Origin of the sequence: Mycobacterium sp., from assembly GCF_049585075.1 — a bacterium.
Lineage (GTDB): Bacteria > Actinomycetota > Actinomycetes > Mycobacteriales > Mycobacteriaceae > Mycobacterium.
In genome coordinates, this window is record NZ_JBAUZA010000391.1 from 1 (window position 1) to 20,334 (window position 20,334).

Consider the following 20,334-nt stretch of genomic DNA (forward strand, 5'->3'; position numbering starts at 1 on the left):
GTCGACGACATCATCGCCGGACTACGTCTGCGCGCCTGACGTCACACCAGCCCCCTGCGCACCGTCAACCCGTAAGCACATCGTCTGGGAAACGAGCCCACATGTGATATCACTCGGGCTGATATCACATATGAGTTGAAAAACGCAGAAGTCGCCGTTCGTCCAGCCAGCGACTGGAGAGTCTGGTGAGACGTGTGTGCCGACGGGCGCGGATTACAGCCGTTCGATGATCGTGACGTTGGCGGTGCCGCCGCCTTCGCACATCGTCTGCAGGCCGTAGCGACCGCCGGTGCGCTCCAGCTCGTTGAGCATGGTGGTGAAAAGCTTTGCCCCGGTTGCCCCTAACGGATGACCCAGTGCGATCGCGCCGCCGTTGGGGTTGACCTTTTCCGGGTCGGCCTTGATCTCCTTGAGCCAGGCCAACACCACCGGCGCGAACGCCTCGTTGATCTCGACGGTGTCGATGTCGTCGATGGACAGCCCGGTCTTTTCCAGTGCGTAGCGGGTGGCTGGAATCGGGCCGGTCAGCATGAACACCGGGTCGGCGCCGCGGGCGCTGATGTGATGAATACGGGCCCGCGGTGTGAGTTTGTGGTCCTTGACGGCCTGCTCGGAGGCCAGCAGCACCGCGCTGGCGCCGTCCGAAATCTGACTGGCCATCGCGGCAGTCAGGCGACCTCCTTCGACCAATGGCTTCAGGCCGGCCATCTTCTCCAGCGACGATTCGCGTGGGCCCTCGTCGACGCGGAACAGACCGGCTTCAGTTTCCACGCCGATGATCTCGTTGTCGAAGTGGCCGCCACGAATCGCCGCAAAAGCGCGTTCGTGGCTCGTCAGCGCGTACTGCTCCATCTCTTCGCGCGACAGGTTCCACTTCTCGGCGATCAGCTCCGAGCCACGAAACTGCGAGATTTCCTGGTCGCCGTAGCGATGCAGCCACTGCTTTGACTCGTTTGTAGGCGAGGTGAACCCGAACTGCTCACCGACCGTCATCGCCGACGAGATCGGAATCTGGCTCATGTTTTGCACACCGCCTGCCACGATCACGTCTGCGGTGCCAGCCATGATCGCTTGCGCGCCAAAGGAAATCGCCTGCTGACTGGAACCACACTGCCGATCTACGGTGACACCCGGAACCTCTTCTGGGTAGCCGGCCGCCAGCCATGAGAGCCTCGCGATGTTACCGGCCTGAGCTCCGATTGCGTCGACACAGCCGGCAATCACGTCGTCGACAGCGGCGGGATCTATGTCGACTCGGTCGAGCAGGCCACGCCACCCGAGCGCGCCCAGGTCGACAGGATGCACACCGGCAAGCGATCCGTTGCGCTTACCCACGGCGGTACGCACCGCCTCGACGATGTATGTCTCTGTCATTGCGTCACTCCTTCTTTGGTGATTCCGCCTAGGACGATTGCGAGATACTGCTGACCCACCTGCTGAGCGGTGAGCGGTCCGCCGGGCTGATACCAGCGAACCGACACCCAGGTGGTGTCGCGGATGAATCGATAAACCAGATCGACGTCGAGATCTGGTCGGAAATAACCTTCTTCGATGCCCTGGTGCAGCACGTCGACCCACATTTTGCGCTGCTGCTTGTTCATGTCCTCGATGTAGGAGAACCGCGGCTGGGACAACAACCGCTTGGCCTCATCCTGATAGATGACGACCTGGGCATGCCGGTGCTCGATCGCGTCGAAAGATGCCATGAACAGCCCCTTGAGCCGCGCCAGCGGATTGGACTGGCTGTCGATGATCTCCTGATAGCGGCAGAACAACCAGTCCAGGAAGCTGTGCAGCAGCTCGTCGACCATCTCTTCTTTGGACGCGAAGTGGTGGTAGAGGCTGCCGGACAATATGCCGGCCCCGTCAGCGATGTCGCGCACGGTGGTTGCGCGCAGGCCGCGCTCGGCGAACATCGTCGCCGCCAATGCCAACAGCTCGTCGCGCCGGTTCATGGATGCTGACTCGACACCGAAATCACTTCTCCAGTGAGATAACTCGAGTAGTCACTGGCTAAGAAGGCGATCGTCGCCGCCACCTCCCACGGCTCGGCCGCTCGTCCGAACGCCTCCCCGGCTGAGAGCCGGTCGAGCAGATCATGCGAGGTGGTCTTGTCCAAGAACTTGTGCCGGGCGATGCTCGGGGATACCGCGTTGATCCGCACTCCGTAATCCACGGCCTCGATGGCGCTGCATCGAGTCAATGCCATCACCCCGGCTTTGGCTGCCGCATAATGCGATTGCGAATGCTGGGCACGCCAGCCAAGCACGCTGGCGTTGTTGACGATCACCCCGCCGTGGTCCGCGTCGCGGAAGTAGCGCAGTGCCGCACGGGTGGCGCGAAAGACCGAGGTCAGCGTGACATCGAGCACGCGGTCCCACTCCTCGTCGGTCATGTCGGCCACCGGAGTTTGGCCGCCTAGCCCGGCGTTGTTGACCAGGACGTCGATTCGGCCCATCCGGGCGTGGGCCGATGCGATCAACGCGTCGACTTGTGGCGAGGACGTGACGTCGCAGAGCACGTGCTCGACGCGGCCCAGGCCGAGCGCCGACAGTTCCTGGGCTGTCTCGCCGAGGCGCCGCTCGTGGTGGTCGGAGACGACGACGTCGGCGCCTTCGGCCAGCGCCCGCCGGGCGGTGGCCGACCCGATGCCGGTGCCAGCTGCCGCCGTGACGATCACGACCTTGCCGGTCAGAAGCCCGTGTCCGGCAACCTCTTTCGGCGCGACCGCTAACGTCATCTAGCCTCCCGGGGTAAGCCGAGCACACGCTCGGCGATGATGTTTCGCTGAATCTCGTTCGAGCCGCCGTAAATGGTGTCTGCGCGGGTGAACAGATAAAGCCGCTGCCACTCGTCGAAATCCCCGCTGTCCAGCACCAAGCCCGCTTTGCCCCGCACATCCATCGCAATCTCGCCGAGCTCACGATGCCAATTGGCCCACAACAGCTTTGAGACATTGTCTTGTCCGGGCTGCTCTACGTCCATGGTCGCCAGCGCATACGAGCGCATCGCCCGCAGGCCGGCCCAGGAGCGGGTCAGGCGTTCACGGATCAGCGGATCGTCCGCGGCGCCGGTGCGTTTGGCGAGTTCCACCACGCCGTTCAGCTCACGCGCGTAGACGATCTGTTGCCCCAATGTGGAAACACCGCGTTCGAAGGTCAGCGTTCCCATCGCTACCCGCCAGCCATCTCCGGGCGCACCGACAACTAGGTCGGCATCGGTGCGGGCGTCATCGAAGAACACCTCGTTGAATTCCGAGTCACCCGTCAGCTGCACGATCGGTCGGACCTGCACACCCGGCTGGTCCAGCGGCACCAGCAGATACGACAACCCGGCGTGGCGCTTGGAGCCCTTTTCGGTGCGCGCCACCACAAAACACCACTGCGCCCAGTGCGCTAGCGACGTCCACACCTTCTGGCCGTTGATCACCCATTGGTCGTCGTCGCGCACGGCGGTGGTGGCCACGTTGGCCAGATCGCTGCCGGCGCCGGGCTCGGAGTACCCCTGACACCACAGCTCGGTGAGGTCGAGGATTCGAGGCAGAAACCGCTGCTGCTGCTCGGTCGTGCCGAAGGCGATCAGCGTGGGCCCAAGCAGTTCCTCGCCGAAGTGGTTGACCTTCGCGGGCGCGTTGGCAATCGCGTACTCCTCGTAAAACGCGACCCGATGCGCGACGGACAGGCCGCGGCCGCCGTGCTCGACCGGCCAGCCCAGACAGGTCAGGCCCGCCTCCGCAAGACGCCGGTTCCAGGCCCGCCGCTCCTCGAACGCCTCGTTCTCGCGGCCCGGCCCACCGAGCCCTTTGATCGCGGCGAATTCACCGACCAGGTTCTCGGCCAGCCAGTCGCGGACCTCGGCCCGGAACTCCTCGACGCCCTGCACCCCTGTAGGCTAACCTACCAAGCACTTGCTTTGTTAGGAGCATGCATCGATGTCGAGCGATCCGCAGACCATTCCTGCGGTGTTGGACCGCATCGCGCGTGAGCTCCCCGACCACAATGCGCTGGTCACACACGATCGCACCCTCACGTTCGCCGGGCTGCGCGACGAGGTGCGCGGGGCCGCCGCGGCAATGATCCAGCTCGGCGTGAGCCCGGGCGAGCGGGTGGCGATCTGGTCGCCGAACACCTGGCACTGGGTAGTTGCCTGCCTGGCCACCCACTGCGCCGGCGCCACCGTGGTGCCGCTGAATACCCGCTACACCGCCGCCGAAGCCACCGATATCCTGGCCCGCACCGACGCGCCACTGCTGGTGGCGATGGGTGAGTTCCTCGGCACGGACAAAACCGCCGATCTCGACCGAGCGGCGCTGCCCGCCCTGCGTCACATCGTGCGAGTCCCCGTAGATGCCAACGACGGGACGTGGGACGAGTTCATGGCAGGCGGGGTTGATCTGGAAGCCGCCGATGCCCGAGCCGCCGCCGTCGGCCCCGACGACGTCTCCGACGTCCTGTTTACCTCGGGAACCACCGGCCGCAGCAAAGGCGTGCTGTGCGCGCATCGGCAGTCGCTGTCCGGATCGGCGGCGTGGGCGGCCTGCGGCAAGATCACCAGTGACGACCGCTACCTGTGCATCAACCCGTTCTTCCACAACTTCGGCTACAAGGCCGGGATCCTGGCCTGCCTGCAGACCGGTGCCACGCTGATCCCGCAGCTGACCTTCGATCCCGAGCAGGCGATGCGGGCGGTCGCCGAGCATCGGATCACCGTCCTGCCCGGGCCGCCGACCATCTACCAGACGCTGCTCGACCATCCCGCCCGCGGCGCCTACGACCTGACCTCGTTGCGGTTCGCGGTCACCGGCGCCGCCACGGTGCCGGTCGTGCTGATCGAGCGGATGCAGACCGAACTCGACATCGACATCGTCTTAACCGCCTACGGTCTGACCGAATGCAACGGGTTCGGCACTATGTGTCGCGCCGACGACGATGCCGTCACGGTGGCCACCACATGCGGACGGCCGATCGCCGATTTCGAGCTGCGGATCGACGTTGCAGAAGGCTCAGAATCAGGACCAGCAACGGGGGAAGTGCTGCTGCGCGGACCCAACGTCATGCTCGGTTACCTCGACGACCCGCAAGCTACCGCCGCAACCGTGGACGCCGACGGCTGGCTGCACACCGGCGATATCGGAAAGCTCGATGCCGCAGGCAATCTCCAGATCACCGATCGACTCAAGGACATGTACATCTGCGGCGGCTTCAATGTCTACCCGGCCGAGGTCGAGCAGGTGCTCGCCCGGCTAGACGGTGTGCTGGACTGCGCGGTGATCGGCGTGCCCGACGAACGGCTCGGTGAGGTCGGCCGCGCATTCCTGGTCAAGCGACCCGACACCGAACTCGACGAGCAAACGGTGATCGCCTACGCCCGCCAGTATTTGGCGAACTTCAAAGCCCCCCGTTCGGTGAGGTTTGTCGACACGCTGCCACGCAACGCGGGCGGCAAGGTGGTCAAACCGCTACTGCGAGAGATGCCCTGATGGACCTTGATTTCGACGATGACACGCGCGCATTCCAGCAGGAGGTGCGCGAATTCCTGACCGGACACCGGGAATCGTTCCCGACCAAGTCCTACGACACCGCCGAGGGATTCGAACAGCACCGGCGTTGGGACAAGGTGCTTTTCGATGCAGGGCTGTCGATCATCACCTGGCCGCACAAGTACGGTGGCCGCGACGCGACCCTGCTGCAATGGGTGGTCTATGAGGAGGAGTACTTCCGCGCCGGTGCCCCCGGGCGAGCCAGCGCCAACGGCACCTCGATGCTGGCACCGACGTTGTTCGCGCACGGCACCGAGGAACAACTGGACAGAATCCTGCCCAAGATGGCCAGCGGCGAGGAGATCTGGGCGCAGGCCTGGTCGGAGCCGGAGTCCGGCAGCGACCTCGCCTCGCTGCGGTCGACGGCCAGCCGCACCGACGGTGGCTGGCTGCTCAACGGCCAAAAGATCTGGAGCTCGCGAGCACCATTCGGCGACAGAGCTTTTGGGTTATTCCGCTCAGACCCCGAAGCGGAGCGCCACCGCGGGCTGACGTATTTCATGTTCGACCTCAAGGCCGACGGGATCACCGTTCGCCCGATCGCCCAACTGGGCGGCGACACCGGCTTCGGCGAGATCTTCCTTGACGACGTGTTCGTGCCCGACGCCGATGTGATCGGCGAGGTGCACGACGGGTGGCGGGCCGCGATGAGCACGTCGAGCAACGAACGCGGTATGTCGCTGCGTAGCCCGGCGCGCTTCCTGGCCGCCGCCGAGCGGCTGGTTGAGGTGTGGAAGGCCAGCGACGACAACGCCTTCGATGATCAGGTGGCCGAGGCGTGGATCAAGGCGCAGGCCTACCGGCTGCACACGTTCGGCACCGTGACTCGGCTGGCGAACGGCGGCGAGCTGGGTGCCGAATCGTCGGTCACCAAGGTGTTCTGGTCCGACCTCGACGTCGCGGTGCACCAGACCGCACTCGACATCCGAGGCGCCGATGCCGAGCTGGCCAACTCTTGGACCGATGGGTTGCTGTTCGCACTCGGCGGCCCGATTTACGCCGGCACCAACGAGATTCAACGCAACATCATCGCCGAGCGGCTTTTGGGGCTGCCCCGGGAGAAAGCCAAATGAGATTCGATCTAGACGCGCAACAGCGCGATTTCGCGGCCAGTATCGACGCGGCGCTCACGGCGGCCGATGTGCCGAGCGCAGTGCGCGCCTGGGCCGACGGCGACACCGCACCGGGCCGCAAGGTCTGGGCGCAACTGGGCGATCTGGGAGTCACCGCGTTGGCCGTGCCGGAGCGTTTCGACGGGCTCGACGCCCACCCCGTCGACCTGGTTGTCGCAATGGAGCGGTTGGGGCGCTGGTGTGTACCCGGTCCGATCGCCGAATCCATTGCGGTAGCACCGGTTTTGCTGGCCGAAGACGATCGGTGCGCAGCGCTGGCGAGCGGTGAGCTGATCGCCACCGTCGTGCTGCGGCCCCAGGTGCCGCGGGCGGTGGATGCCGACGCGGCCGGGCTGGTCCTGGCCGCCGAATCGGACGGCTGGGTCAACGAAGCGCACGTCGGCGAGCGGCACGAGTCCGTCGACCCAAGCCGTCATCTTTTCGACGCCGACGCGGTGTGCGAAGCGTGGCAGGCGGATGTCGCCCGCGCCTACGAGTTCGGCGTGCTGGCGACCGCCGCCCAGTTGGTCGGGGCGGGCCAGGCGCTGCTGGACGCCGCGGTCGACTACGCCAAGCAGCGCGCCCAATTCGGGCGGATTATCGGTTCATACCAGGCGATCAAGCACAAGCTCGCCGACGTGCACATTGCGCTGGAGCTGACCCGCCCGCTGGTCTATGGCGCGGCGCTGTCGCTGGCCGATCAGTCCCCCGAAACCGCGCGCGATGTCAGTGCGGCCAAGGCAGCGGCTTCCGACGCCGCGCTGCTGGCCGCCCGGTCGGCGCTGCAGACCTACGGCGCCATCGGTTTCACCGCAGAGCACGACTTGTCGCTGTGGCTGTTGCGGGTCCAGGCGCTGCGGTCGGCCTGGGGTGGCCCGGCTGCGCATCGGCGGCGGGTACTGGAGGCGTTGACATGACCACGAGTGACGAACGGGAACTGCTGCGCGAGACCGTGGCGGCGTTGGTGGCCAAGCATGCCTCGCCCGCAGCGGTCCGCGAGGCGATCGAATCGGAGCGGGGCTACGACGAGTCGCTGTGGCGGCTGCTGTGCGAGCAGGTCGGCGCGGCTGCGCTGGTAGTGCCCGATGAAAACGGCGGGGCCGGTGGCACTCTCGGCGATGCCGCCGTCGTCCTTGAGGAACTCGGCAAGGGGTTGGTGCCCAGCCCACTGCTCGGCACCACGCTGGCCGAGCTTGCGCTGCTGGCCGCCGACGATCTCGACGACGATGCGCTGGGTTCGCTGGTAGAGGGCGCGGCGATCGGCACGGTGGTGTTCGACCCCGATTACGTGGTCAACGGCGATATCGCCGACATCGTCATCGCCACCAACGACGGCAAACTCGACCGGTGGACAGCCTTTGACGCCCAGCCCGTCACCGCCATGGACCCCACCCGCCGGCTGGCCCGTATTACGGCGCAGAGCGCCGCACCGCTGGGCACCGATCCCGGCATCGCTGATGTTGCCGCGATCCTGTTGGCCGCCGAACAGATCGGCGCCGCCACCCGCTGCCTGGAGCTGACTGTCGAATACAGCAAGGAACGGGTGCAGTTCGGCCGGCCGATCGGCAGCTTCCAGGCGCTCAAACACCGGATGGCCGATCTCCATGTGGCGGTGCAGGCCGCCCGTGCAGTGGTGAACGACGCCTTAGAAGCGCCGTCGGCCACGTTGGCGGCGCTGGCCCGCGTCGCGGCGACCGAGGCCTTCAACACGGTGGCTGCTGAGGGCATTCAGCTGCACGGCGGTATCGCGATCACCTGGGAGCACGACATGCAGCTGTATTTCAAACGGGCGCATGGCAGTTCGCACCTGTTCGGCCCGGCGCGCGAACACTTGCGCCGCCTCGAGTCTGAAGTGTTCTAGCCTTGACCCCATGAGCGATCACGTCGCACTGCGCGCCGGGGTCCCACCGTTCTACGTGATGGACGTCTGGCTGGCCGCGGCAGAGCGCCAGCGTAGCCACGGTGATCTGGTGAATTTGTCGGCGGGGCAGCCGAGTGCCGGGGCCCCTGAGCCGGTACGCGCAGCCGCAGCGGCGGCGTTGCATCTGAATCAGCTCGGCTACACCGTGGCGCTGGGTATTCCCGAGCTTCGCGCCGCGATCGCGGCGTCGTACCTGGATCGGCATGGCTTGCAGGTCGATGTCGACGACGTGGTGGTGACGACGGGCTCATCGGGCGGCTTTCTGCTTACCTTCTTGTCCTGCTTCGACGTCGGTGACCGGGTGGCGGTCAGCAGTCCCGGTTACCCCTGCTACCGAAACATCCTGACAGCACTCGGATGCGAGGTCGTGGTGATGGAATGCGGGCCGCAGACTCGCTTTCAGCCCACCGTGCAGATGCTTGCCGAGCTCGACCCGCCGGTGCAGGGCGTAGTAGTGGCCAGCCCGGCCAATCCGACCGGAACCGTCATCCCGCCCGCTGAGCTCGCGGCGATGGCGACCTGGTGTGATGACGCTGGCGTGCGGCTGATCAGCGACGAGGTCTACCACGGATTGGTCTACCCGGGCGCACCACAGACCAGCTGCGCCTGGAGTACATCGCGAAATGCGATGGTAGTCAACAGCTTTTCTAAGTATTTTGCGATGACAGGATGGCGGCTGGGCTGGCTGCTGGTGCCAGCCGAACTGCGCCGGGCGGTGGACCGATTGACCGGTAATTTCACCATCTGCCCACCGGTGCTGTCGCAACGCGCAGCCGTCGCCGCCTTCACTCCCGACTCGATCGAAGAAGCCGACGGGCATCTGCATCAATACGCGGTCAATCGCACGACGCTGCTCGACGGATTGCGCGAAATCGGCATCGACCGGCTAGCACCCACCGACGGCGCGTTCTACGTCTACGCCGACGTCTCTGACTTCACCGCGGACTCGATGGAATTCTGCTCAAAGCTGTTGGCCGATACCGGAGTAGCGATTGCACCCGGCATCGACTTCGACCCGGAGCACGGTGGTGCGTTTGTCAGGCTGTCGTTCGCCGGGCCGACGAGCGACATCGAGGAGGCCCTGCACCGGATGGCCGCCTGGCTGCCGGGCTTATAGGGCGCAGCTCATAGCGCGCTGCCACAACAATTGGGCAAAATCGATCGCCGCGGCCGTGATCGAGGTCGAACGTTTACCACGCCGTGTTCTGGATGTGACTGCGATAACTCACCGTTGCTGACGTGACGACGCTGAGTGATCGTCGTGGCTGGGCTGCGCGGGCGCGAATGACGCGGTCGCGGCGCGTGCTGGTCGCCGCTGGCGTCTGCATGCTTGTCGCAGCGTGTGTGCGCGTGGCAGGCGCTGCGCCACCGGCAGTTCTTCTCGTCGGAAGCTATCAAGGGATTCCCGGTCAATTCTCCAGCATCCAGGCGGCTGTCGACGCCGCCCGGCCCGGGGACTGGGTGCTGATCGGACCGGGCAACTACCACGAGACCGGTAACCGCGTACCTCCCGGGGCAGGCGGTGACGACATGGCGGGGGCCGCGGTGCTCGTGACCACGCCCAACATCTGGATCCGCGGCATGGACCGCAACGGGGTCGTGCTCGACGGCACCAAGCCCGGGGCGCCGCCGTGCAGCTCCGCGCCGGCCGACCAAAACCCAGGACCGCTCGATTCCAACGGCCTCCCGTCGGGGCGAAACGGCTTGATCGTGTTCAAGGCCTCCGGTGTCAGCGTCGAGAACCTGACCGCCTGCAACTTCGTGGCGGGAGACCTCACCCCCGCCGATGAGATCTGGTTCGACGGCGGCGGCTCGACCGGCGCCCAGCAGATCGGCAGCTGGCGCGGTGCATACCTGTCGGCAACCTCGACATACAACGGCGGCCCGGACCATTCCACCCAGTACGGGATGTACGCCTCCAATACCGTTGGGCCAGGGCTGTTCACACAGGTATACGCGAACAACATGGCCGACGCCGCGTTCTACATCGGCGCCTGCCCGAACTGCAACACGACCCTCGACCATGCCCACGCCCAGAACTCGGCCCAGGGATACTCGGGCACCAACTCCGGCGGCAACCTGATCATTCAGAACTCCGAGTTCGACAACAACCACACCGGATTCGCCACCAACAGCCAAAACAACGACGACCAACCGTCGCCCCAGTCCGGCCACTGCCCCCGTAACGAGACCGGTCCGACCGGAACCCACTCGTGCTGGCTGTTCACACATAACTCGGTGCACGACAACAACAACCCGAACACGCCGTTCAACTCCGGCATCGCCGCCGACAGTCCGGTGGGAACCGGCATCCTGATCTCCGGCGGACGGTTCGACACCGTCGATAACAACGACATCCACGACAACGGCGCGTGGGGTGTGCTATTGGTCCCCGACGTCGACACCGAAAAGCCGCCACCGATCGCCCACTGCAAAGGCGGGTTCGGCCTTTCGGCGTTGTCGTTCTGCTACTTCGACGACTGGGGCAACGAGATCGAGAACAACACGCTGGGCCACAACGGCTTTTTCGGCAGCTCAAGTAACGTCGACCTCGCGGAGATGTCCAACCTCGAGTTCCCAGGCAACTGCTGGCACGGCAATGTCGATCCCTCGGGAAACACCGTGGTCCCCAAGCGCTTTCAGCTCGGGAGCAGCCAAAAGGTCACGAGCGACCCGCTCTTCATCCAGTACTTCCCGCACAACCTCTGCGGGATCCCGGACGCCGGCAACGGGGTCATCAGCATCCTCGGCCTGCAGCTCGTCTGCAACACACAAATTTTCGGCGCCTGCCCGGACAGCACCTCGTACGCGAACTACCCGCAGCGGACGGGGGTGCAAATGTTGCCGCTGCCTCCGCAGCCGAGCATGCCCAGCCCCTGCCTGGGTGTGCCGCGCAATCCGTGGTGCCCCGGCAACCCGATCAGCCAACCCCCGTATCCCGTGCCGGGGTCCAGCGCGATGTGATCTAGGTTGACACCTCGTCGACGCGGGCTTCGAGCACCTTGCGTTCGCCCGCGTCGGCAATGTTGATGCCGAAGCGGTCGATCAGAATATCGACGACCGCCGCCGCGTCGTCGAGGCGGATCTTCTCGGTCACACCGCCACGGTGGACCGCCAAGTTGCGACCAGACAGGTTGTATCGTCCGCCAGCTGTGACGGTGGACGCCACCAGGCTGGTCACGAAGTGCGATGACGGGTGGGTCGAGGCATACCAACTGCCCATTTCCAGATCGATCGGGGGCGCGGTCCTAGTAGCGAATTGATACAGCGACTGCCAATCGCCACGGATTTCGGCCTGCAACACCAATGTGTCGCCGTGCTCCTGAAGGCGGTACGGCTCAAGCGTTGTCTGATGCACGCGACCGGTTTCCAGGGGGATGGGCGAAGTCGGCGTCTGTCCGCCGAACCCAACGTCGACGAGGTACGGCTGCTGGTCGCCGGGAAGTGTCACCGCCAACAAAGTATGCATCAGGGGCGGTACCGGCGCGTCCGGAGGGCGCGTCCAGACTACGCGGGCGCCAAGTCGGCGCACGGAAAAGCCGACTTCCTCCAGCACGTAACCGAATAATCCGTTGTGCTCGTAGCAGTAGCCACCGCGACGCCGCCGAACCAGCTTGTCTGCCAGAGTCGCTGGGCTCAGGTCATCGACTGGCCGGCCCAGCAGCGGATCGAGGTTCTCGAACGCGATGCTCTGTGTGTGAGCTGTCACCAGATCCTGCAGCACGTCGAGGTTTGGGTCCACAGCGCCGTGATAGTCGATCCGCTCGAGGTAGTCACTCAGATCCAGTGCCATGTCGGCCATTGTGGCCTAACGACGATCAGTTCACGCGACGCGGGCCTCGACCAGACTGAGCGGCGAAGCGGTTTGGACGACCCTGGTCATTCGGAATCCAGCCTGGCTGAGTAGCTTTCGGTATTCGGCGGCAGTGCGCTCACGCGCCGCTAAATTCAGCAGCATTTCTAGATCGGCCCATTTTCCCGGGAAGTCGCGGTCGTGATCGGGGATCACCAATTCGACCAGCAGCACCTTGGCATCCGGGCCGGCAGCGGCGCGAACATTGCGCAGGATCTGCAGCGCTTTCTCGTCGGGCCAGTCGTGGATGATGTTCTTCAACACGTAGACGTCACCGCCGGTCGGCACGCGGTCGAAAAAGGTTCCCGCTTCGATACGTACTCGATCAGCAACATCGTGTTTGCACAACAGGTTCGGCGCGTCCGCCACGACCACCGGCAGGTCGTACAGTACGCCCTGCGAAGCCGGCGCCGCCCCCAGGATGGTGGCCAGCAATGGGCCGTGCCCACCGCCGACATCGACGATCGTGGGGTAGGCGCTGAAGTCGTAGCCGGCCACCACGGAAGCGTCAGTTAACTCCGAAATGGCCGTCATGGTCCGGTGGAACAGTTCAGCATGCCGGGGATATTCGTCGAAGTAGTCGAAGCTCTCCTTGCCGTGCAATACCGGGACGACGGAGCTTCCGGTGCGAATCGAATCCGACAACCGGGTCCATCGGTCGCGTTGCTCACGCGAGCCATAGAATTGCGCTGCCCACGCCATCGAGATCGGCGCGTCGGAACGCAGCGCGGCGCCAAGGGGATTCAGCTCATAGCGACCGTCGCGGCGGCGACGGAAGACGCCTCGGCCGATCAATGCGCGCAGCAACCGGTGCAGCGCGTCGGCGTCGACGCCAACCTTTTCCGCCAGTTCGTCGATCGACAACGGCCCGTCGTCCAGCGCGTCAGCAACACCTAGTTCGGCCACGGCCGTGATCGCCTGAGATGTCCACGTGGCGATGATCATCTCCATCATCGCCGCCGGAGCGGGCGCCAGCCGCTGGTGGAGGCGATAAAGATGGTGGCGGGTCCACTCGACAATGCGGGCCACGGCGGCGGGCGGCACCCTGGTGGTCGTCGACATCAGCGCACCTCGGCGAGAGAAGCTCGGCTGTTCTCCGCCGAGATATCGCGATGACTGACCCACCGCAGAAACATCGTCAGAATCCACGTCATGAACCGGTCCGAGATCAGCGCCGCCGGTCGCAGCACGGACTCGGGGCGCGATACCTGCTGAGTGGTCACCCAAGACACCGCCCTGACTTTGGGCCGCCGGGTGTTCTCGTATCGGCGCAGCGCGCTGGCGATATCACCGTCGCCGTTTTGCAAATCCGCCAGCGACCGACGCAACACCATCGTGTCCAGCAGCGCCTGATTGGTCCCTTGCGCCAGCGTGGGCGGCATGGTGTGTGCGGCATCGCCGAGCAACGTCATCGCGCCGGCGCCGGCACGGGGAATCGGGTGCCGAAAATGCGGGAACGGGGAGGGGGCCAGATCGTCGTCGGTCAACGTCGCAAGCACTTGATCGACAGTCTCGGACCACCCGGTGAAATGCGACCGGATCATCTCGATCGGACGTTGTGGCCTGACGAAGTCGGGCGACCACGGTAAGTCGAACCACCACTGCAGGTTGCAACCTCCCGCTGGCCACAGGCCGAGGTTGCCGTGCTCACCGATCATCATCGTTGCGACGCGCGGGTCCGCGATGCCCGGAAGAGTGACCAGGCCCTGCCAGCTGCACCAGCCGGTCGGCTTCGCGGGTCGCCCACCGACCATCGTGCGGATCACCGAGTGCAGACCGTCCGCACCGATCAACAGGTCCCCGGCGGCCGAGGTGCCGTCCGTGAAGTCGACCCGCACGCCTTCGGGCGTACTAGCCACGCCGACCGCACGGGCGTTGCATCGGACGCGATCAATCGGAAAGCCTTTCAGCAGCCGTTCCAGCAGGACTCGTCGTGGCACCATCCGAATGGGTGCGCCCAGCCGATCCACCATCGCGTCGAGGTTCATCGTGGTCAGCGGACGACCCGTCGATGTCATGACCCGCACGGCGGAGAGCAGCTGCCCGGCGCCGTCCATATCGACGCCGAGCTGATCGAGAACCGTCGCTCCGTTGGACCAGATGGTGACGGCACCACCGCCTACCGTCACGTTCGGCCGCTGGTCGAAGACGGCGACGTCGTGTCCGTCGCGCAAAAGTCCGCGGGCGACCGAGATGCCGCTGACGCCCGCGCCGACAACTAGGATTCGAAGTTTCAATAGACGGCCAACCCTAGTCCTCGGCATGCCGTTCGTAGTCCCACCGCTCGAGCCGCGCCTGCAGCTTCAACAGGCCGAGTCCGGCGAAGGGCGTGCCAACCCCGAAGTAGACCATTAGCAGCGGGCTCATCACCGGACTCCTTTTTATTACCGACTGCTGGTACCACGCGATACTTCGGCGGAAAGTTCACTGCGGCGTAAGTTGGCGCCGTGAGCCTGGTCATCTCCGATCACGAGCGGGCTGCGCTGGCCGAGCTTGCGCACTTCCCGCTCTTCGCCGCGATGACCGGGCGGCGGTCGCGGCGTTTTCCGGTCGGCGGTCGCATTCCCGCCGGGGCGCTGGCGTATACCAGCCGTCGGCCCGTACAACCGCTGTCAGAAGTCGAACAGGCACTGCTGGTTTCGGTTACCGGTGGCGTGACCGGCTGGAACTTCGGAATCACCCACAACCCTGGCTATGCGCCATCGTTTCCTAACTATTCCGGCAGCGCGACGGGTCGAACGTTCCCGTCCGCCGCGGGTTTTCACACCAGCCAGCTGTTCTTCACCGACGACGCCGGAACCTATCTGCTGCCCAGCCGCGATCAGCATCCGCGCGAGTTCGACAGCATCGAGCAGTGGATCACTCACACCGCGGAGTCCTACCTGCAGATCTCGGACAGTCGCCTCGAATTGCCCCGGCAGGAACCGCACATGGAAGGTCACAACATCTGGATTGGCAACCATCCGGGCAGCCTGCTGGCGTTCCCGGTCGCCGATCTCGCCGAACACCTGATGGAAAACCTGTGGTTTTTTGCGGCCAACGGTTACCTGATCGTCGATGACATCAACGACCGCAACATCCCTGGGCTCGAGAGGTTTTCCTTGCTACGGCATGCCGAAGACCCGATTCCGCTGTCGTTCGTCGAGCAGTACACGATCACCGAGGCCAGCGCGGAACTCGCTATCGCCGCCAACAACGGGGTGCTGGCACTGCAGGCTATGGGACTCGGCGGCTGGACCTACGACGGGCTCAATCGACTGTCGGTATTGGGTGGGCTCGGCTTCGTCGCAGACGTCGACGAGCGCTGGCCCCTCCCCAATGTCACCGGGCTGCCCGGCTACTTCGAGACGCTCAGCCCACCGCATGTGCCGTCGGTAGCAGCCGGTGTGGAGAAGCTGGTCGCACGAAAATACGGCCCCGGCGGACCATTTCACCCCGAAACCCCAGGACCGTGGTCCGACACACCGAAGGTGCGCGCCTCCGCGCTGCCACCGGACGGCATTCAGGAGCTCGTAACCCTTGAAGCGTCCTACATCTACGACACATTCGGAAAGCTGCCCGGCACCGTTCCGACCGTGCACGTGCTGATGTACCTCCAGGCGCAACATCTCGACGTTGAGTTCTACGACGAGTTTTTCGGTCCGGGCGCTTATTTGTCCACCCATGCCGACCACCAGGCCCGCTGGCATTAGGCCGAGGCGCTGGCACGGCTTGTTTTAGCTGCGTCGAATAAGGGGATTCGGGTAGCGGCGGATTTAGCACCACCGCCTCCGAAAAAGGAGCTGTTCATGACTACCAGCAACATCGTCTGGGTTGTTATCGCAGTAGTGGTTGCAGCACTACTGTTAGCTACCCTCGTCATCGTTACCCGCCGGCGCCGCCACGTGAAGGCGGAAGGGATCCGCGAACACGCCCGGGCGGAGACAAACCGGGTGCAACGGCGGGAAGCACTCGCCGAAGAGACGGCCGCAAAGGCGCGAGCTGCCCAAGCCGAAGCCGACGTCAAGGCCGCCGAAGCCGCCAGGTTGCAGGAGCGAGCAGCCATGCATCAAAGCGAAGCGGCAACATCGCGCCAGGATCTCGACGAACGGTTCAAACATGCCGACAGCATCGATCCGAAGGCCAAGGCAAAAACGCGAGACGACGCCGATCGGCTCACGAATGACCACGATCACGCGTCAAACGACGCGGCATTCGAGCGGGCATCCGACGCAGAGCGGGAGTGAGGCGAGCGTGCGCTGCGCTACAGCCAGGTGTCCTGGGTGGTCGTGGTCAGGAAGGCCTCCAGGTCATCACGCCACTGCGCCGGGGTGGTCTTGTCCGGCTCGATGCCGGTGTAGTCGCCGCGATAGAACAGCAATGGCCGCGGCTTGATCTTCGGCACCTCGGAGAGCGACTGCACTGAGCCGAACACCACGAAGTGGTCGCCGCCGTCATGCACTGATGAGACCGTGCAGTCGATGTAGGCCAGCGACCCGTCGATTACAGGCGAGCCCAAAGTCGAAGGGCTCCAGTCGATACCGGCAAACTTGTCCGGTTCCTTGGAGCCGAACCGCGCCGAAACATCCTTCTGGCTTTCGGTCAGCACGTTGACGCAGAACTTCCCGGTGGCCTCGATGGCTTTCCATGACCGCGAAACCTTGGTCGGGCAAAACAGCACCAGCGGCGGTTCCAGCGACAGCGCCGCGAACGACTGACACGCGAAGCCGACCGGTACGTCGTCGTGGATGGTGGTGATGATGGTGATCCCCGTGCAGAACTGACCCAGCACCTGCCGGAAGGTGCGTGAATCGATCTGCTCGGCCATCAACAGCGCCAGTTACCCGCGGAAACCGATGCTGAAGTCGTGGCCCCACAGGCTCACCGCGGTGCTCTCCCGGGCGATCCAGTCGCCGTCAGCGACTTGTCTTCCCTCGCAACCGAACTCGACGTCGAATCCGCCAGGTGTCTTCATGTAGAACGAGAGCATCAGGTCGTTGACGTGGCGGCCCAGCGTGGCCGACATGGGTACCTTGCGGCGCAATGCCCGGTCCAGGCACAGGCCCACGTCGTCGGCCTGCTCGACTTCGACCATCAGGTGCACGATGCCGCTGGGTGTCTGGCCGGGCATGAAGGCCAGGCTGTGGTGGCGCGGGTTGCAACCAAAGAACCGCAGCCACGCCGGCGGTCCGTCGGCGGGCCGACCCACCAACTGCGGCGGCAGCCGCATCGAGTCACGCAGCTTGAAGCCGAGCACATCGCGGTAGAAGTGCAGCGACTCTTCGTCGTCGCGGGTGGTCAGCACGACGTGCCCGAGGCCCTGCTCACTGGTGACGAACTTGTGCCCATAGGGGCTGACGACGCGACGGTGCTCCAGGGCGGCGCCGTGAAACACCTCCAAGCAGTTGCCCGAGGGATCGGAGAACCGGATCATCTCGTCAACCCGACGATCCGCAAGTTCGGCGGCAGTGGCCTCTTTGTAGGGAGTGCCCTCCACGTCGAGCCGGTTCCGGATTTCCTGCAGGCCTGCGGCATTCGCGCATTCCCAGCCGGCCTCAGCCAACCGGTCCTGCTCACCTGGCACGATCACCAGCCGGGCCGGGAAATCGTCCATCCGCAGATACAGCGCTCCCTCGGTGCTGCCGCTGCCCTCGACCATGCCAAGGACTTTCAGGCCGTACTCACGCCAGGCCGCCATATCGGTGGCTTCGATGCGCAGGTAGCCCATTGAACGGATGCTCATCAGGCACCTCCCAGGAAATCGATGGTCAGCTTGTTGAACTCGTCGAACTTCTCCACCTGTGCCCAGTGTCCACACTGCCCGAACACGTGCAGTTGCGCACGCGGAATGGTCTTCAGCGCGACAAGCGCGCCGTCGATCGGGTTGACCCGATCTTCGCGGCCCCAGATCAACAACACCGGCTGACGCAGCCGGTAGACCTCGCGCCACATCATGCCGAGCTCGAAATCTGCTCCGGCGAAGGACTTTCCCATCGCAATCGTCGCGGTCAGTGATTCCGGCGTGCTGGCCAACGCGAATCGCTCGTCGATAAGCTCCGGGGTGATCAGCTTCTGGTCATAGACCATCACCCGTAGGAACGCCTCGAGATTTTCTCGGGTGGGCTCGACCGAGAATTTCCCGAGCCGTTTGACACCCTCGGTCGGGTCGGCCGCAAAGAGGTTGACGCTGAGCCCGCCGGGACCCATCAGCACCAAGCGGCCGGCCCGGTCGGGGTAGTCCAACGCGAAGCGGACGGCGGTGCCTCCGCCCAGCGAATTGCCCACCAGCGGAACACGTCCCAGGCCCAGCTGGTCGAAGAGGCCTTTGAGCGCTCTCGCTGCGTAGTGATTGAACTGGCCATGTTCGGCACGTTTGTCGGAGTGGCCGTAGCCGGGTTGATCGACGGCCAGCACGTGAAAATGCTCGGCCAGCACCGGGATGTTGCGCGCGAAGTTCGTCCAGCTCGCCGCGCCGGGGCCGCCGCCGTGCAGCAGCACCACCGTCTGGTCGTGGCCAACGCCCGCTTCGTGGTAGTGCAGCTTCAGCGGTCCGTCAACGTCTACCTCGACATACCGCGAGGTCGACTCGAAGGTGAGTTCCTCTGTCGCTGTCATCCGCTAGACCATGGTGTCGCCGGGCGGCAGCCCGAACTCGTTGTTACCGAAGATCTGGTAGGCCCGCTCGGGGTCGTTGGCGGCGTGTACCCGGCCGGCGTGCGCGTCACGCCAGAAACGTTGCACCGGTTGATCATTGCCCAGCGCCGTCGCGCCGGACGCCTCAAACAGCCGGTCGATCGAAGCGATCGCCCGTCCGGTGGCACGCACTTGGTCGCGGCGGGCGCGGGTCCGCAGGTCGAAGGGGATCTCCTTGCCGGCAGACAACAGCGCGTACTCGTCGGCAACGTTGCCGCTCAACTGGCGCCAGGCCGCGTCGATGTCGCTGGCCGCTTCGGCGATACGAACTTTGGCGAACGGGTCGTCCTTCGCCTTCTCGCCGGCGAACGCCGCACGCACCCGCTTGCCCTGATGCTCGACATGGGCGTCGTACGCGCCGTAAGCCATGCCGACGATCGGCGCTGAAATAGTCGTGGGATGCATTGTGCCCCAAGGCATTTTGTAAACCGGGGCGGTGTTGGTCTCATACCCGCCCGCGGTGCCATCGTTCATCGCCTTGTAAGACAAGAACCGGTGACGGGGCACGAAGACGTCCTTGACGACGACGGTGTTGCTGCCGGTGCCGCGCAGTCCGACGACATGCCAGACGTCGTCGATGCGGTATTCGCTGCGCGGGATCAGGAAGCTGCCGAAGTCCACCGGGCGACCGTCCTTGATCACCGGGCCGCCCAGAAACGCCCATGTCGCGTGGTCACAACCCGACGACCAGTTCCACGAACCGTTGACCAGGTAGCCGCCGTCGACCACGACGCCCGCACCCATCGGGGCGTACGAGGACGAAATCCGCACATCCGTGTCCTGACCCCAGACTTCCTCTTGAGCTTGCTGGTCGAAGAGCGCCAGATGCCAGTTGTGCACGCCGATGATCGAGCTGACCCAGCCGGTCGAACCGCAAGCGCTCGCCAGCCGGCGAGCGGCCTCGTAGAACAGCGTGGGGTCACATGCCAGACCGCCCCACTGCTCGGGCTGCAGCAGCCGGAAGAAACCGATTTCCTGAAGCTCGCTGACCGTGGCGTCCGGCAACCGGCGCAGGTCTTCGGTCTCCTGGGCCCGCTGCCGCAATTTGGGCAGCAGTTCGTCGATGCCGTCTAGGACCGACTGGGCGTCACGTTGTTCAATGGACGTCACGGGTTCCTCCATGGGTGGCTCACTTAAACAGAGACTAGAACACGTTCCGATTTGTGTCGAGCAGGGTATTCCTGCGGCTGGTAGCAATACTGATCGGGTTTTCTGTAACCTGTTCTAGTTATGACAT

At 64.8% G+C, this 20,334-nt stretch carries 19 protein-coding genes; 8 read left to right on the forward strand and 11 right to left on the reverse strand.

The annotated features are described in order from the left end of the window. Window positions 1-213: 213 nt before the first annotated feature. The 4 genes from fadA6 to ipdE1 are packed head-to-tail and all read right to left on the reverse strand — an operon-like array spanning window position 214 to window position 3,882. Window positions 214-1,374 carry a steroid 3-ketoacyl-CoA thiolase FadA6 gene (gene fadA6, locus WB785_RS18400; RefSeq protein WP_424080730.1) on the reverse strand — a complete coding sequence of 387 codons (1,161 nt, stop codon included), beginning with the start codon at window positions 1,372-1,374 and terminating at the stop codon, window positions 214-216. Beyond that, on the reverse strand, window positions 1,371-1,955 hold the full coding sequence (gene kstR2, locus WB785_RS18405) for a TetR family transcriptional regulator KstR2 (RefSeq protein WP_424080731.1): 585 nt from the start codon (window positions 1,953-1,955) through the stop codon (window positions 1,371-1,373). The genes fadA6 and kstR2 overlap by 4 nt, the downstream gene beginning before the upstream one ends. Then, window positions 1,952-2,740, reverse strand: coding sequence for a (5R,7aS)-5-hydroxy-7a-methyl-1-oxo-2,3,5,6,7,7a-hexahydro-1H-indene-carboxyl-CoA reductase (gene ipdF / locus WB785_RS18410; RefSeq protein WP_424080732.1), 789 nt, complete (start codon window positions 2,738-2,740; stop codon window positions 1,952-1,954). The genes kstR2 and ipdF overlap by 4 nt, the downstream gene beginning before the upstream one ends. Then, window positions 2,737-3,882 carry an acyl-CoA dehydrogenase IpdE1 gene (gene ipdE1, locus WB785_RS18415; RefSeq protein WP_424080733.1) on the reverse strand — a complete coding sequence of 382 codons (1,146 nt, stop codon included), beginning with the start codon at window positions 3,880-3,882 and terminating at the stop codon, window positions 2,737-2,739. The genes ipdF and ipdE1 overlap by 4 nt, the downstream gene beginning before the upstream one ends. Window positions 3,883-3,931: 49 nt before the next feature. Between ipdE1 and fadD3 the strand changes: the two genes are divergently transcribed. From fadD3 to WB785_RS18445, 6 genes are all read left to right on the forward strand, one after another. Beyond that, a complete protein-coding gene (fadD3, locus tag WB785_RS18420) occupies window positions 3,932-5,479 on the forward strand; it encodes a 3-((3aS,4S,7aS)-7a-methyl-1,5-dioxo-octahydro-1H-inden-4-yl)propanoate--CoA ligase FadD3 (RefSeq protein WP_424080734.1) in 1,548 nt (515 codons plus the stop codon). After that, on the forward strand, window positions 5,479-6,612 hold the full coding sequence (locus WB785_RS18425; protein ID WP_424080735.1) for an acyl-CoA dehydrogenase family protein: 1,134 nt from the start codon (window positions 5,479-5,481) through the stop codon (window positions 6,610-6,612). Before fadD3 ends, WB785_RS18425 begins: the two co-directional genes overlap by 1 nt. Next, window positions 6,609-7,568 (forward strand): acyl-CoA dehydrogenase family protein, encoded by a 960-nt coding sequence (locus WB785_RS18430; protein ID WP_424080736.1) that lies wholly within the window; start codon window positions 6,609-6,611, stop codon window positions 7,566-7,568. Before WB785_RS18425 ends, WB785_RS18430 begins: the two co-directional genes overlap by 4 nt. Continuing rightward, window positions 7,565-8,512, forward strand: a complete 948-nt coding sequence (gene ipdE2, locus WB785_RS18435) for an acyl-CoA dehydrogenase IpdE2 (RefSeq protein WP_424080737.1) — start codon at window positions 7,565-7,567, stop codon at window positions 8,510-8,512. The genes WB785_RS18430 and ipdE2 overlap by 4 nt, the downstream gene beginning before the upstream one ends. A 10-nt stretch (window positions 8,513-8,522) precedes the next feature. Continuing rightward, the gene (locus tag WB785_RS18440) at window positions 8,523-9,689 is read left to right on the forward strand and encodes a pyridoxal phosphate-dependent aminotransferase (protein WP_424080738.1); all 1,167 of its coding nucleotides are present in this window, start codon (window positions 8,523-8,525) and stop codon (window positions 9,687-9,689) included. 122 nt (window positions 9,690-9,811) lie between these two features. After that, window positions 9,812-11,536 carry a hypothetical protein gene (locus WB785_RS18445; RefSeq protein ID WP_424080739.1) on the forward strand — a complete coding sequence of 575 codons (1,725 nt, stop codon included), beginning with the start codon at window positions 9,812-9,814 and terminating at the stop codon, window positions 11,534-11,536. Between the two features lies 1 nt (window position 11,537). Here the strand turns inward: WB785_RS18445 and WB785_RS18450 are convergent, their stop codons facing one another. From WB785_RS18450 to WB785_RS18460, 3 genes are read right to left on the reverse strand one after another with little or no spacing between them, the layout of a single operon-like run. Continuing rightward, window positions 11,538-12,365 carry an arylamine N-acetyltransferase family protein gene (locus tag WB785_RS18450; protein ID WP_424080740.1) on the reverse strand — a complete coding sequence of 276 codons (828 nt, stop codon included), beginning with the start codon at window positions 12,363-12,365 and terminating at the stop codon, window positions 11,538-11,540. Window positions 12,366-12,395: 30 nt separating this feature from the next. Next, a complete protein-coding gene (locus tag WB785_RS18455) occupies window positions 12,396-13,487 on the reverse strand; it encodes a methyltransferase (RefSeq protein WP_424080741.1) in 1,092 nt (363 codons plus the stop codon). Then, window positions 13,487-14,689 (reverse strand): FAD-dependent oxidoreductase, encoded by a 1,203-nt coding sequence (locus tag WB785_RS18460; protein WP_424080742.1) that lies wholly within the window; start codon window positions 14,687-14,689, stop codon window positions 13,487-13,489. The genes WB785_RS18455 and WB785_RS18460 overlap by 1 nt, the downstream gene beginning before the upstream one ends. 183 nt (window positions 14,690-14,872) lie before the next feature. Between WB785_RS18460 and WB785_RS18465 the strand changes: the two genes are divergently transcribed. Then, complete coding sequence (locus tag WB785_RS18465) at window positions 14,873-16,117, forward strand: hypothetical protein (RefSeq protein WP_424080743.1); 1,245 nt, start codon at window positions 14,873-14,875, stop codon at window positions 16,115-16,117. Window positions 16,118-16,213: 96 nt separating this feature from the next. Then, the gene (locus WB785_RS18470; RefSeq protein ID WP_424080744.1) at window positions 16,214-16,651 is read left to right on the forward strand and encodes a hypothetical protein; all 438 of its coding nucleotides are present in this window, start codon (window positions 16,214-16,216) and stop codon (window positions 16,649-16,651) included. A gap of 17 nt (window positions 16,652-16,668) precedes the next feature. Here WB785_RS18470 and hsaB read toward each other — a convergent pair whose 3' ends face one another. From hsaB to hsaA, 4 genes are read right to left on the reverse strand one after another with little or no spacing between them, the layout of a single operon-like run. Further along, window positions 16,669-17,232 carry a 3-hydroxy-9,10-secoandrosta-1,3,5(10)-triene-9,17-dione monooxygenase reductase subunit gene (hsaB, locus tag WB785_RS18475; RefSeq protein WP_424080745.1) on the reverse strand — a complete coding sequence of 188 codons (564 nt, stop codon included), beginning with the start codon at window positions 17,230-17,232 and terminating at the stop codon, window positions 16,669-16,671. A 12-nt stretch (window positions 17,233-17,244) separates the two neighbouring features. Continuing rightward, window positions 17,245-18,147 (reverse strand): iron-dependent extradiol dioxygenase HsaC, encoded by a 903-nt coding sequence (gene hsaC, locus WB785_RS18480; RefSeq protein WP_424080746.1) that lies wholly within the window; start codon window positions 18,145-18,147, stop codon window positions 17,245-17,247. Further along, window positions 18,147-19,019 (reverse strand): 4,5:9,10-diseco-3-hydroxy-5,9,17-trioxoandrosta-1(10),2-diene-4-oate hydrolase, encoded by an 873-nt coding sequence (gene hsaD, locus WB785_RS18485; protein ID WP_424080747.1) that lies wholly within the window; start codon window positions 19,017-19,019, stop codon window positions 18,147-18,149. The genes hsaC and hsaD overlap by 1 nt, the downstream gene beginning before the upstream one ends. A gap of 3 nt (window positions 19,020-19,022) precedes the next feature. Continuing rightward, a complete protein-coding gene (hsaA, locus tag WB785_RS18490) occupies window positions 19,023-20,207 on the reverse strand; it encodes a 3-hydroxy-9,10-secoandrosta-1,3,5(10)-triene-9,17-dione monooxygenase oxygenase subunit (RefSeq protein WP_424080748.1) in 1,185 nt (394 codons plus the stop codon). Window positions 20,208-20,334 lie beyond the last annotated feature (127 nt).